Below are 13,144 nucleotides of genomic sequence, written 5' to 3' on the forward strand. Positions count from 1 at the left end.
TCGCGGCATCCTGCGACTCTGAGAGTCCAGGCCGGTATTTCCAACCAAAAAGGACCGAGCGGCATGAGCGTGATGATCAAGGAAAGCCCGTTGAGCGAAAAGGCCATGATCGAGGAGGCCGAGAAGGCGCTGGCCGACATCTCGAAGGTCCGCAACGCAGTTGGCAGGGTGATCTTCGGTCAGGAAGCCGTCGTAGAGCGCACGATGGTGGCGCTGCTGGCCGGCGGCCACGCGCTGCTCGTCGGCGTGCCGGGCCTCGCCAAGACCAAACTGGTCGAGACGCTGGGCATCGTGCTCGGCCTCGATTCCCGCCGCATCCAGTTCACGCCCGACCTGATGCCGTCCGACATCCTCGGCTCGGAGGTGATGGAGCAGGATGAATTCGGTAAGCGCTCCTTCCGCTTCATTCCTGGGCCGATCTTCACGCAGCTTTTGATGGCCGACGAAATCAACCGCGCCTCGCCGCGCACACAGTCGGCGCTGCTGCAGTCGATGCAGGAATATCACGTCACCATCGCCGGCGTCCGCTACGACTTGCCGTCACCMTTCCACGTTCTGGCGACGCAGAACCCGCTGGAGCAGGAAGGCACCTATCCGTTGCCCGAGGCGCAGCTCGACCGTTTCCTGATGCAGGTCGACATCCTTTACCCGGACGTCGAGGCCGAGCGCCGCATCCTGCTCGAAACAACCGGCGTCGAGGAGGCCAAGGCCGACAATGTCCTGCAGCCGGCCAGGCTCAAGGAAATCCAGACGCTGATCCGTCGCATGCCGGTGCCGGAAAGCGTCGTCGAGGCGATCCTCAAGCTGGTGCGTTYGGCCCGGCCGGACGAGGGCAATGCCGATACCGACAAGCATGTCGCCTGGGGCCCGGGCCCCCGCGCCAGCCAGGCGCTGACCCTGTGCGCGCGAGCGCGCGCCCTATATGATGGGAGGCTCGCACCGTCGGCCGACGACATCCGCGCATTGGCCGAGCCGGTGCTGCAGCATCGTATGGCGTTGACGTTCGCTGCCCGCGCGGAAGGCACTTCCGTTCGCGACGTGGTGGCGAAGCTGGCAAAAGGTATCTGATGGGTCGAATTGGCGAGGTCCAGGCACCGGTCGCGACGCGCGACGCGCTCGCCCGTGGCCGGTTGCGAGCCTCTCTAGTGCCGGACCTGCTGGTCGAGGCTCGCCGCATTGTCAACACCGTGATCGCCGGCTGGCATGGCCGCCGCAAGCGCGGCATCGGCGAGAATTTCTGGCAGTTCCGGCCCTATGTCGAAGGCGACTCCTCGCGCATCGACTGGCGCCGCTCGGCGCGTGACGACCACACCTATGTGCGTGACCGCGAGTGGGAAGCAGCCCACACGGTGTGGCTCTGGGCGGACCCCTCCCCCTCCATGCTTTACAAATCGGCGGGAGCGACAGTTTCCAAGGAGTCGCGCGCGCTGGTGCTGGCGCTTGCGATGGCAGAGCTGCTTTCGCGCAGCGGCGAGCGCATTGCCTGGCCGGGCCTCACCGACCCTTTCACCGCCCGCAGCGGCGCGGAGCGGATCGCCGCGCAGCTCAGTTCGGCCGGCCCGCTGCCGGCCAAGCCCGATCTGGCGGCCATCCGCCGCTTCTGCGACATCGTCGTCGTCAGCGATTTCCTCGATCCGGTCGAGGAAACCATGGACTGGCTCGGCGTGCTCGCCCGTCACGGCGTGCGCGCGCATCTGATCGAAGTCGCCGACCCGGCCGAGGAGACCTTCCCCTATTCGGGCCGCACCGAATTCACCGATCCCGAGACCGGCGACAAGCTGACTGCTGGCCGCGCCGAAACGCTGGGGCAGGAATACCGCCTGCTCTACACCGCCCGGCGCCAGGAATTGGCCGGCTGGTGCAAGCGTCTCGGCTGGAGTTTCACCGTCAACCACACCGATCGGCTGGCTTCCGACGCGCTGGTGCGTGTGCACATGGCGATGACCGCCGATAGCAGCCGTCCTGGGCTCGCTGCCGGCGGCAGTCACGCAGGGCTGACCGCCGGTAGCGGTCATGCAGGGCTGACTGTCAGCGACAGTCATGCAGGGCTGACTGTCAGCGACAGTCATGCAGGGCTGACTGTCAGCGACAGTCATGCCGGAAAGGCGGTCGGATGAGCTGGCTGCCGCTTTCCTTCGGCGTGCCGATGGTGCTGTGGGGTCTGCTGGCCCTGCCGGTGATCTGGTGGCTGCTGAGATTGACGCCGCCCAGGCCGCAGACGGAGGTCTTTCCGCYGCTGAGGATCCTCGCCCGCGTCTTGAGGCGCGAGGAGACGCCGCATCAAAGCCCCTGGTGGCTGACGCTGCTCAGACTGTTGCTGGCGGCGCTTGTCGTCATGGCTCTGGCCGAACCTGTCTTCAATCCGCGTGAAAAACTGCCGGCGGAAGGCTCGGCGCTGGCGCTGGTGATCGACAATGACTGGGCAAGTGCGGACGACTGGGGCAAGCGCGTTGCCACCGCCGAGCGGCTGATTGCGGACGCCGGCTCGAACGGCGTGCCGGTCGTCATCGCCTTCACCGCCGAGAAGCCCAATGCCGAGATCGGCCCGTTCGACGCCTCGGCTGCGCTCGACCGCCTCCGCGCGGCAAAGCCGCGCCCCGTCCCGACAAACCGCCCGGCCGTCTATGCCCGCGTCGCCGCCGCTTTGGAGCGCCTGCCCGGCGCCAGCGTCGCCGTGCTTGCCGACGGCCTGGCGGCAAACGGCGACGAAGCCGCTTTCAAGACGCTTCTGGAGAAGAATGCCTCGCGGCTGGTCTGGGCCACTTCCGACCGGCTTTCGCTGACCGGCCTGATCGGCGCCGACAACCAGGTCGACGGCTTCGCGCTGACCGCCATCCGCGCACCGGGCGATACGGCACCGGCGCAAATGACGGCAGGCGCCTTCGACGACAAGGGCCGCCGCATTGCCGACGCGACGCTGACCTTCGCGCCCGGCGAAAGCACCGCCACTGGCACGGTGACGGTGCCGTTCGAGCTGCGCAATGACTTCGCCTCGATCGCGCTCGACGGCCAGCATCAGGCCGGCGCCGTGCGCGTGCTCGACGAAAGCTCGAAGCGCCGCCGCGTCGGACTGCTGTCGCAGGCCGAGGCCGACCAGGCGCAGCCGCTTCTGTCGCCGCTCTACTATATCAAGCGCGCGCTGCAGCCCTTCGCCGATCTGGTCGAGCCGTCGAGCGTCGATCTGGCCGATGCGATTCCGCAACTCCTCGACCAGAAGCCGGCGATGATCATCATGGCCGATGTCGGCAACATCCCCGAGCAGGTCCGGCAACGTCTGGTCGATTGGGTCGACAAGGGCGGCACGCTGGTGCGCTTTGCCGGTCCACGGCTGGCCGCCGCCGGCAATGACGACGACCTGCTGCCGGTCAGGTTGCGCAGCGGCGAGCGCGCACTGGGCGGCGCGCTGTCCTGGACGACGCCGCAGGCGGTGACGGAATTCCCGAAGAACGGCCCCTTCGCCGACCTGGCGCCGCCGAGCGAGGTGACCGTGAGCCGGCAGGTGCTGGCCGAGCCGACGCCCGACATCGTCGAGCGCACCTGGGCGACGCTCGCCGACGGCACGCCGCTGGTGACGGGCATGAAGAAGGACAAGGGCACGCTGGTGCTCTTCCACGTCACGCCGGAGGCGACCTGGTCGAACCTGCCGATCTCCGGCAGTTTCGTCGAGATGCTGAGGCGCATCGTGCAATTGTCGCGCAACCAGGGTGCAGCGGTTGCCAATGCCGAGGCCGCCGCCACGTCGCTGGCGCCCTATCGCATGATCGGCGCCGACGGCACGCTGGTGCCGCCGTCGCCCGACGCGCGGCCGCTCGTTCCGGGCTCAGGCCCGTTGCCGGTCACCCTGGAAAACCCGCCAGGGCTCTACGGCTCGGAGACTGGCGTCTTCGCGCACAATTTGCTCAATGCTTCGAGCACATTCACGCCGCTTGCACGCCCGCAGGTCTCCTTGCCGGTGACCGACATTCCCTACGCCTTCGACGAATCGGAGAACCTGAAAGGTCCGCTGGTCACCATCGCCCTCCTGCTGATGCTGCTCGACACGCTGGCGGTCTTGTGGATGGGCGGGGTATTGTCGCGACGGCCGCGCCGCGCCGCGGCGGCCATCGGTGCCGTGCTGATCGTCCTTGGCGGACTCTTCGGCCATGCCGATCCAGCCCGCGCGGATGATTCGAAGCCCGGCGATTCCCAGGCGATCGACGATATTTCGAAAACCCGCATCGCTTATGTCATCACCGGCGAGCCCGCTGTCGATTCGATCAGCCGCGCCGGCCTCGAGGGCCTCACACGCTTCCTGGTCGAGAAGACGGCGCTCGAGCCCGGCCCGCCGGCCGGCGTCGACATCTCTAGGGACGAGCTGTCCTTCTATCCGCTGATCTACTGGCCGATCGATGCCACCGCGCCGATGCCGAGCCAAGCGGCGATCGCCCGCATCGACGCCTATATGCAGCAGGGCGGCACGGTTCTTTTCGATACGCGCGACCAGTTCTCCAACGGCATCGGAGCCGGGTCGACCAGCCCGGCGACGGAGCGATTGCGCGACATCCTCGCCAATCTCAACGTGCCGCCGCTGGAGCCGGTGCCGTCGGACCACGTGCTGACCAAATCCTTTTTCATCCTTCCGGAGTTTCCGGGCCGCTTCAATGGCAGTCCGCTGTGGGTCGAGGCCTCGCTCGACGCCTCCAACACCGAGAACCGTCCGGTGCGCACCGGCGACGGCGTGTCGCCGATCATGATCACCGCCAATGATTTCGCCGGCGCCTGGGCGGTCGACGCGAATGGCGATCCGATGCTGCCGACCGTGCCGCCGGATCCGATGCAGCGCGTCTATGCGTTGCGCGCCGGCGTCAACATCATGATGTACATGCTGACCGGCAACTACAAATCCGACCAGGTGCATGTGCCCATCCTGCTCGAACGGCTGGGGCAGTAGGTCATGAACTGGTCGATCTCCTTCGAGCCGCTGGTTTCCTGGCCGATGTTCGGCCTGGTCTTCGTGCCGCTGCTGTTGCTTGCGCTGGCCGGCCTATGGTTCCGCCAGCGCGGCTCGGTCCTGCGCTTCGTCGCGCTGCTCGCGCTTGGCGCAGCACTCCTCAACCCCGTCTTCCTCGACGAGGAACGCGAGGCTCTGAAGAGCGTCGTCGCCATCATCGTCGACCGCAGCCAGAGCCAGGACATCGGCGACCGCACCAAGCAGACCGAGGAAGCGCTTGCGGGCCTTCAGCAGCGCCTTGGCCGCTTCAAGCAATTCGATGTCCGCGTCGTCGACGCCGGCAAGTCGGAGGCTGCCGACGAGCGCACCGAAACCCGGCTGTTCAGCGCGCTGGAAAATGCCTTCCGCGACGTGCCGCCCTCGCGGATCGGCGGCGCGATCATGATCACCGACGGCGAGGTGCACGATGCGCCTGCCGGGGCGCCGGAGTTCAACGCGCCGTTGCATGCGCTGATCACCGGCAAGGAGCATGAGAAGGACCGCCGCATCCGCTTCGAGAATGCGCCGCGCTTCGGCCTCGTCGGCAAGCCGCTCGACATGAGCTACCGCGTCATCGCCAGCGACGGCGAAACCGGCCCCGTCGACGTCCGGGTCTTGGTCAATGGCCAGCAGGTCTCGGTCGAGCACGCGACGATCGGCCAGCCGATGAAGCTGCAGGTCACCATCCCCAATGCCGGCCGCAACATCGTCCAGCTCGGCATCGACCACGAGCCGGGCGAACTGACGGACGCCAATAACCGTGCCATCGCACTCGTCGACGGCATCCGCGAGAACCTGCGCGTGCTGCTCGTCTCCGGTGAGCCGCATGGCGGCGAACGCACCTGGCGCAACCTGTTGAAATCAGACGCATCGGTTGATCTCGTCCATTTCACGATTCTGCGCCCGCCGGAAAAGCAGGACGGCACGCCGATCAATGAACTGTCGCTGATCGCCTTCCCGACGCGCGAACTGTTCGTCGAGAAGATCAAGGACTTCGACCTCATCATCTTCGACCGCTACCAGCACCGCGACGTGCTGCCGATCCTCTATTACGACTACATCTCCGAATATGTCGAAAAAGGCGGCGCGCTGCTGATCGCCGCCGGCCCCGAATATGCCGGCGAGAGCTCGATTGCCCGCACGCCGCTGATGTCGGCTCTGCCGGCGATGCCAAGCGGCGAGGTTGTCGACAAGGCCTTCTATCCGCGTCTCACCGATCTTGGCCAGCGTCACCCCGTGACGCGCGGGCTCGACGGCTCGGCCAGCGACCCGCCGCACTGGAGCCGGTGGTTCCGCACCATCGGCGTCAAGAATCCCGAGGGCGAAGTGGTGATGAAAGGTGCCGACAACCGCCCGCTCCTCCTGCTCGACCGCAAGGGCGAAGGCCGGGTCGGCATGCTGCTTTCCGACCAGGGCTGGCTATGGGCGCGCGGCTTCGAAGGCGGCGGACCGCATGTCCAGCTCTACCGGCGCATTGCCCACTGGCTGATGAAGGAGCCAGAGCTGGAAGAGGAACGGCTGACCGCCGACGGCCGCGGCATGGTTCTGGAGGTCCGCCGTCAGACGATGAGCGACGATCCGGGCCCGGCGCAGGTCATCACGCCCTCCGGAAAAAAGGTAACGATCAAGCTGCAGAAATCCGAGCCAGGCGTCTTCACCGGCAGCCTGCAGACCAGTGAGATCGGCCTCTATCAGGTCGCCAATGGCGACCTCACCGCGCTTGCCCATGTCGGCCCGGTCAACGCGCCGGAATTCTCCGATGTCGTTTCCACGGAAGACAGGCTGAAGCCGCCGGCGGAGGCGACCGGCGGCAGCGTGCGCCGCCTGGCACCCTCGTCGGCGCTCGGCAGCCTCGCCGGCGGCGTGAGCCTGCCTTCGATCGTGCCGGTCCGCTCTGCCGGCGCTGCCTCGGGCGATGACTGGATCGGCCTTCGCACCACCGACGACAGCGCCCTCAAGGCCGTTTCGCGCGTGCCGCTGTTCGGCGGCTTCCTCGGCCTCGGCCTGCTGCTCCTGGCCATAGGCTCGATGTGGTATCGCGAAGGACGGTAGCATCTTTCACCTCTCCCCCTGTGCCAGAGGTCGGATTGCCCCGATTTGTCCTTCACAAATCGGATGGCAATCCGGGTGAGGGGTAAGCTGCCGCCAAGCTGGAGCACCCCTCATCCGTCTCGGCGCTGCGCGCCGATCCACCTTCTCCCCCAAGGGGGAGAAGGGAAGCGTCCAGCCCCCTACTCTTCCGGCTCGGTTGTGAACAGCAGCGGATAGCCCTTGGCCTTGCCGACGTCGGTGGCCCGCGCGGCCTTGGTCTCGGCGACGTCGCGCGTGAAGACGGCGACCACGCAAACGCCGCGCGTGTGCGCCGTGATCATCACGCGGTGCGCCTGATCCTCGCTGAGCTTGAATTCCGCCTTGAGCACGGTCACCACGAACTCGCGCGGCGTGAAGTCGTCATTGACGAGAATGACCTTGTAGAGCTTCGGCCGCTCGGTTTTCGGCCGCGTCTTGGTACGCGGCGTGAGGACAGTTTCAGGCATCGGGGTCCACCAGTGGTGAACTGCGGCAAATCCGGGAAAAGCGCTGCGCGGTTTTCCGTCCGGAACTGCGCGAAAACAACCGCCATTCTCGCTTCCACTCTGTCATGCAGGGAAGCGATCGTCCATTTACCCGCTGCAGCAGCGCGGACAGACATTCTTGCTTATGTGGGAAAGGCCTGCTTGCGGGTCAACGGCCCTGCCGGCCGACCGTGCGGCGCATCGCCGTGCCGGACCTGCCGGAGCCGCCGTCGTTGATGTCCGGACCGCGCTCGATGAAGGCGGCAACCATCCAGGCGCAGAAGCCGATCAGCGTTGCGCCGGTCAGCACGATGAGGACCCAGCTCTGCGCCGRCGTGATGTAATCGAAGCTCGATGAGAGCGCCGGCGCGAAAAGCTCCGGCTCGGTCCTGCCGCTGGCGGGGTCCGGCACCGGGCTGGCTCTGAAGATGATCAACGATCTTGCCGCCGCGGTGGCCACCAGGCCGCCGAGGGTCAGCGAGCGCATCAGGGACGAAAGCCGCTTTTTCATGCGGATTGTCCTACAGCACCGGCATTGCGATCGGGTTAAGGATCGGGAGCGGAGCGGTGGAAGCTACCGGCCCGGGCTTCGGCCGCCAGAAAACCGCTCCAGCCGGAACCGGCCGGAGCGGTCTTGCAATGTCAGGACTGAAAGCCTGGATCAGGACTTCTTCGCCGGGGCCTTCTTGGCCTTCTTCACCGGGCACTTGTGCGTCTTGGTCACCTTGCAGGCCTTCTTGGCGGCAACCTTCTTCGGAGCGGCCTTGGCCGGAGCGGTCGCAGCCGGAGCGGTCGTCGAAGCAGCCGGAGCAGCGGTCGTGGTGGCAGCGGCGTTGCCGAGAGCCGGCATCGAGAAGGCCAGAGCAACAGCGAGGCCGAGGGCGGAGAGGAGAGACTTCTTCATGGCTTCATTTCCTTTTTCTGCAGGTCGGGGTGAGCGTCACTGGACCGGGTCGATCGGTGTTACTCCAAGCAGCTTCAAAGCGTTCGCGAGCATCCGGATTCCCTGTGCCTGCTTCTTGTTGGCGCAGAACCGGTTTCCCTTTCTTTGAAGTGCCTTCGCCGCGGTGACCTGCGTTGCCGCGGCATGGGTTTCGAGGGCTTCGTCAACTTGACGGCTGAGATTGGTGCAGCGCTCGGCCCGGGTCAGCGGCGTCACCTTTGCGTTGGAGGCTGCGACCGCGGCGGTGATGAGCGACATGCTGAGCAAAGCACCCATCACGCTGATCCAGAACCTCTGCATTGGTATTGTCCGTTACTCCGGAAACTTGCGTCGCAGCCGATGACCCGACCGCCACGGCACCCGTTATGCCGTTGAAATTTTTCACGAGTTTTTCCCAACTGTAGAATATTGTTTCTGGATTGTTTCTGGGGAGCCGAGCCGTCCTGTATCGTCGGCACTGGCCAAGATGTGGCCCGAATTCTATCGTGTGGGTGATCACCGAAGGACGGCTTGGCTGCAGCAATGGCGGGGTTCTCGTGAAATCCGACGCGCACATACTGATCGTCGACGACGACAAGGGGATACGGGACCTGCTTCAGGAATTTTTCCAGAAGCGCGGACTGCGTACGACGGTCGCCGCCGACGGCACCGAGATGGAGGCGATCCTGCGCCGCGCGCAGGTCGACCTCATCGTCCTCGACGTGATGCTGCCGGGCAAGAGCGGACTGGAGCTCTGCCGCGAGATCCGCGCCAACTACACGACGCCGATCATCATGCTGACCGCGGTGACCGAGACGACGGACCGCGTCGTCGGCCTGGAGATGGGCGCTGACGATTATGTGCCGAAACCCTTCGATCCGCGCGAACTGCTCGCCCGCATCCGCGCGGTTTTGAGGCGCAACGGCACGACCGAGCCGCGCCGGCCCTCCCCCAAGCAGATCTACCGCTTCGCCGGCTGGACCATGGATTGTTCGCGCCGCCGGCTGACCGCGCCCGACGACGTGCGGGTCGAACTGACGATGGCCGAGTTCAACCTGCTGCAGACCTTCGTCAAGAGCGCGCAGCGCGTGCTCACCCGCGAGCAACTCATCGAGCTCTCCGGCGGCGACACCGGCTACAGCTTCGACCGCAGCGTCGACATCCTGGTAAGCCGCCTGCGCCGCAAGATGGAGGACGACCCGAAAACGCCGAAACTGATCCTGACGGTGCGCAGCGGCGGCTATCAGTTTCTGCCCGAAACGACCTCCGAATGAGACGCTTCCTGCCGCAAACCCTGCCTGTCTGGGTGCTGCTCATCGTCATCGCCGGCCTGATGATCAGCCAGGTCGCGACCCTCTACATCGTCTCGCGCGACCGGGCCGCGGCCAATGATATTGTCGACCTCTATCGGCTGAACGACCGCGCCTATTCGCTGGTGCAGCTGATGCATGACGCTACGCCCGAGGAGCGCAAGGCAACCGCGTCCGGGCTGTTCAATGCCAGCTTTGCGTTGACCGTGTCGGACACCCCTGCCGTCACCTCCTCGATCGCCGGCGACGACGAACTTGCCGAACTGGAGGACATTCTGGTCGGCCGCCTGTCCAAGTTCGGCGTCACCGACGCGCGCGTGCGGCGCGACCCGGCAACGCAGGAGGCCGATGCTCCGAACGGYCAGGTCATGAACAAGGATGTCGGCCAGGTCGAGCGCGATCTTCTGGTGCTGGCCGCGAATTTTGCCCAAAGCGACAAGCTCACCGCTTCGCTGCGCTTTTCCGACGGCCAGTGGCTGAACTTMACCGAGCCGATCACGCCGGCGGGGCCGATCCTCAGTTGGGACAGCCTGCCGCTCTATTCGCTGATAGCGGGGCTGATCGTGGTGATGTCGATCTGGTCGCTGCGCCGGCTGACGGCGCCCTACCGGATGATGGAAACCGCGGTGAACCGCATCGGCAAGGATCTCAAAAGCCCGCCGATCGCCGAGTCCGGCAGCCGCGAGATCCGCGCCGCGGCAAAGGCGGTCAACGCCATGCAGATGCGCCTGCGCGACTATGTCGAGGACCGCGAGCACCTGGCGGCGGCCCTTGCCCATGACCTGCGCACGCCGCTGACCCGGATGCGGCTGCGCCTCGAGCTGCTGCGCAGATCACCCGCCCGCGATGCGCTTGCGCATGACCTTGCCGACATCGAAAGCATCGCGAGCTCGGTGATCGACTTCGCCAAGTTCGAGGTGACGGAGGAGAAGGCCGAGCGGATCGACTTCTGGTCGCTGGTGGAGTCGGTCGCCGACGCATTCGAGGACGCCTCGTTCGACGACGACGCCAGACCCTCGCGCGGCCTGATCTGCATCGCGCGGCCGGTGGCGCTGCGCCGCTGCATCACCAATCTCGTCCAGAACGCGGTCACCTACGGCAAGAAGGCGCATATCGGCGTGCAGCGCTCGGRCAACACGATCACGCTCAGCATACGCGACGAGGGCCCCGGCATTCCGCAGGCAAAGCTCGACAAGGTGTTCGGTTCCTTCGTGCGCCTGGAACAGTCGCGCAACCGCGAGACCGGTGGCCTTGGCCTTGGCCTCACCATTGCCCGCAACATCGCACGCGGCGCCGGCGGCGAGATCAGCCTTTCCAACCTTCCTGGCGGCGGCCTGCTGACGGAGCTGCGCCTGCCGCTGGCAGCTTGAGTCAGCAGGCGCCTTTTCGACCGGCGCCGGGACTGGATCAGTTGCGCCATCCTTGTGATAGTGCGGCCCAATCCGGGAGGAAACCGACCATGTTCTACGCAATCCTTGCCTACCACGTCGAACAAACCGTCCAGTCCTGGACACCCGAAGAGGATGCGGCGCTGATGAAAGACCTGCTCGAGGTCAACGACAGGCTGACCCGCGCCGGCAAGCTGGGGCCGGCGGCAAGGCTGGGCGAGACCGCGAAAGCCGTCACGCTGCGCGGCCCTGGCGACGGCATGGTGATCGACGGCCCCTTCGCCGAAACCAAGGAGCAATTGCTCGGCCTCTATGTGCTGGATTGCGCGAACCAGGACGAGGCAATAGCGGTGGCGCGCGACCTCAAGCGCGTCAATCCCACCGCTGTCTACGAGATCCGACCGATCATGCTCTATCTGCCGGGTGCGCCGCTGGCGGCCAAGTAAGCTGCATCGTTCCGGCTGCACGCCTCAGATCGCCGCCGCCCCGACCGCATTTCCGATGCGAAGCGTCTCTCGCACCAGCAGATCGAGATCGTCGTGGCGCGTGCGATGGTTGGTGATCGCAGCCCTCAGGCAATGCCGGCCGTGCACGGTGGTGTCGGACAATGCGGCGATGCCTTCTTCCTGCAGCCTAAGCATGATCTCGATGTTGACGGCCTTGAGCCTTTCCTCGGATGCGCCGTCCAGGCGGTGGCGGAAGCAGACGATGTTGATGGTGGTCGGCGCCATCAGCTCGAGCGCGGGCTCCGCCTCGATCAGACCGGTGAGATGACGGGCCTGGGCGATGTTCTGGTCGATTAGCCTGCCGAACTTCTCGACCCCATRCTCCTTGAGCGCCATCCAGATTTTCAATGCGCGGAACCCACGCGATGTTTGAAGGCCGTAGTCGTGCAGCCACTGCCCGGAGGCGAGGCCGCGCGGCGCCGATTCCAGATATTCCGGCGTGACGGCGAAGCTGTTGCGGTGGGCGGATGCGTCCCGCACCAGCGCGCAGCCCGCCTCGAACGGCGCATGCAGCCATTTGTGCGGGTCGAGCGCGACGGAGTGGGCCTGCTCGATGCCGGCGACCAGCGCCGCGTTGCGAGGCGCGATGGCGATCAGCGCGCCGATGCAGCCGTCGACATGGAACCAGAGGTCTTCTTCCACCGCAAGCGCGGCCAGCGCCTGAAGGTCGTCGATCGCGCCGGTGTTGACGGTGCCGGCGGTGCCGATCACGCAGGCCGGCTTGAAACCCGCCGCGCGGTCCTCCGCGATGGCGGCCTTGAGCGCGCCGATATCGATGCGCAGACCCGCATCGGTCGGAATGCGCCGCAGCGCCTGGTTGCCGAGACCGAGCGCCTCCATCGCCTTGCGGTGGCAGGAGTGGACTTGGTCCGATGCATAGAAACGCAGCGGCCTCGGGATGGCGCCCACGCCCTTTTCCCGAACGTCGACGCCAGCCTTGTCGTTGCGCGCCACGGTCAGACCGACGATGTTGGCCATAGAGCCGCCGCTGACCAGCGTGYCGCTGGCCGAGGCCGGAAATCCGATCATCTCCTTGCACCAGTTCACCACCTGGCTGTCCATCAGCCCGGCCGCGTGATTGCCGCCGCCGAGGTTCGAACCCTGGATCGCCGCCAGGAAATCGCCGAGCGCCCCGGTGAAATTGCTGCAGCCCATATACCAGGACCAGAAACGCGGATGGATGTTGCCCATCGGGTAGGCCATCACGTTGCGGGCGACTTCGCCATACACGTCGCCGATCGACTCTGGTTCCCGCGGCAGCGGTGTTGAGAAGAACGCGCGGACCTCGCCCGGCATCTCGCGCCACACCGGCCGGTCCCGGACATCTTTGAGATAGCCGATGGCGTCGTCGACGATCCGGTGCGACAGGGCCTGTATATCGGCCCAGTCCGACGGATCGAGCGTTTCCTCGGTGGCCATGAGTTCCGGCAGGCTGTCCATGCGATTTCTCCCGCAGAGCAAGCGACCGTTCCAGGATCGGCCAATGTGCAGCCA

General features: G+C 66.0%; 12 protein-coding genes. 7 read left to right on the forward strand and 5 right to left on the reverse strand.

Annotated features, from left to right (window positions below; all coding sequences use genetic code 11):
- Positions 1-63: 63 nt before the first annotated feature.
- Genes ORS3428_RS06395 through ORS3428_RS06410 form a run of 4 tightly spaced genes read left to right on the forward strand, consistent with a single transcriptional unit; the run spans position 64 to position 7,021 of the window.
- Positions 64-1,068, forward strand: a complete 1,005-nt coding sequence (locus tag ORS3428_RS06395; RefSeq protein WP_071095605.1) for an AAA family ATPase — start codon at positions 64-66, stop codon at positions 1,066-1,068.
- The gene (locus ORS3428_RS06400; protein WP_244507868.1) at positions 1,068-2,117 is read left to right on the forward strand and encodes a DUF58 domain-containing protein; all 1,050 of its coding nucleotides are present in this window, start codon (positions 1,068-1,070) and stop codon (positions 2,115-2,117) included. The genes ORS3428_RS06395 and ORS3428_RS06400 overlap by 1 nt, the downstream gene beginning before the upstream one ends.
- Entirely contained in the window at positions 2,114-4,930 is a 2,817-nt protein-coding gene (locus ORS3428_RS06405) for a DUF4159 domain-containing protein (RefSeq protein ID WP_071095607.1), read from the forward strand. The genes ORS3428_RS06400 and ORS3428_RS06405 overlap by 4 nt, the downstream gene beginning before the upstream one ends.
- Before the next feature lie 3 nt (positions 4,931-4,933).
- Positions 4,934-7,021: a hypothetical protein gene (locus ORS3428_RS06410; RefSeq protein WP_071095609.1), complete on the forward strand. Its 2,088-nt coding sequence runs from the start codon at positions 4,934-4,936 to the stop codon at positions 7,019-7,021.
- A 179-nt stretch (positions 7,022-7,200) separates the two neighbouring features.
- Here ORS3428_RS06410 and clpS read toward each other — a convergent pair whose 3' ends face one another.
- The 4 genes from clpS to ORS3428_RS06430 form a co-directional block, all read right to left on the reverse strand.
- On the reverse strand, positions 7,201-7,506 hold the full coding sequence (gene clpS, locus ORS3428_RS06415) for an ATP-dependent Clp protease adapter ClpS (protein WP_071095611.1): 306 nt from the start codon (positions 7,504-7,506) through the stop codon (positions 7,201-7,203).
- A gap of 187 nt (positions 7,507-7,693) precedes the next feature.
- On the reverse strand, positions 7,694-8,035 hold the full coding sequence (locus ORS3428_RS06420) for a hypothetical protein (protein ID WP_071095613.1): 342 nt from the start codon (positions 8,033-8,035) through the stop codon (positions 7,694-7,696).
- A gap of 150 nt (positions 8,036-8,185) precedes the next feature.
- Positions 8,186-8,428, reverse strand: a complete 243-nt coding sequence (locus ORS3428_RS06425; RefSeq protein ID WP_071095615.1) for a hypothetical protein — start codon at positions 8,426-8,428, stop codon at positions 8,186-8,188.
- 36 nt (positions 8,429-8,464) lie between these two features.
- Positions 8,465-8,767, reverse strand: a complete 303-nt coding sequence (locus tag ORS3428_RS06430) for a hypothetical protein (protein ID WP_071095618.1) — start codon at positions 8,765-8,767, stop codon at positions 8,465-8,467.
- A 236-nt stretch (positions 8,768-9,003) separates the two neighbouring features.
- On the opposite strand from ORS3428_RS06430, the gene ORS3428_RS06435 reads away from it, so the two are divergent.
- The 3 genes from ORS3428_RS06435 to ORS3428_RS06445 all read left to right on the forward strand — a co-directional run bounded on the left by ORS3428_RS06435 (position 9,004) and on the right by ORS3428_RS06445 (position 11,590).
- Positions 9,004-9,720, forward strand: coding sequence for a response regulator (locus tag ORS3428_RS06435; RefSeq protein ID WP_071095684.1), 717 nt, complete (start codon positions 9,004-9,006; stop codon positions 9,718-9,720).
- Positions 9,717-11,126, forward strand: a complete 1,410-nt coding sequence (locus tag ORS3428_RS06440; protein ID WP_071095620.1) for an ATP-binding protein — start codon at positions 9,717-9,719, stop codon at positions 11,124-11,126. Before ORS3428_RS06435 ends, ORS3428_RS06440 begins: the two co-directional genes overlap by 4 nt.
- Before the next feature lie 89 nt (positions 11,127-11,215).
- Positions 11,216-11,590, forward strand: coding sequence for a YciI family protein (locus ORS3428_RS06445; RefSeq protein WP_071095622.1), 375 nt, complete (start codon positions 11,216-11,218; stop codon positions 11,588-11,590).
- Between the two features lie 24 nt (positions 11,591-11,614).
- Here the strand turns inward: ORS3428_RS06445 and ORS3428_RS06450 are convergent, their stop codons facing one another.
- The gene (locus ORS3428_RS06450; protein ID WP_071095624.1) at positions 11,615-13,090 is read right to left on the reverse strand and encodes a pyridoxal phosphate-dependent decarboxylase family protein; all 1,476 of its coding nucleotides are present in this window, start codon (positions 13,088-13,090) and stop codon (positions 11,615-11,617) included.
- Between the last annotated feature and the right edge of the window lie 54 nt (positions 13,091-13,144).

Origin of the sequence: Mesorhizobium sp. ORS 3428 (assembly GCF_001854785.1) — a bacterium.
Lineage (GTDB): Bacteria > Pseudomonadota > Alphaproteobacteria > Rhizobiales > Rhizobiaceae > Mesorhizobium.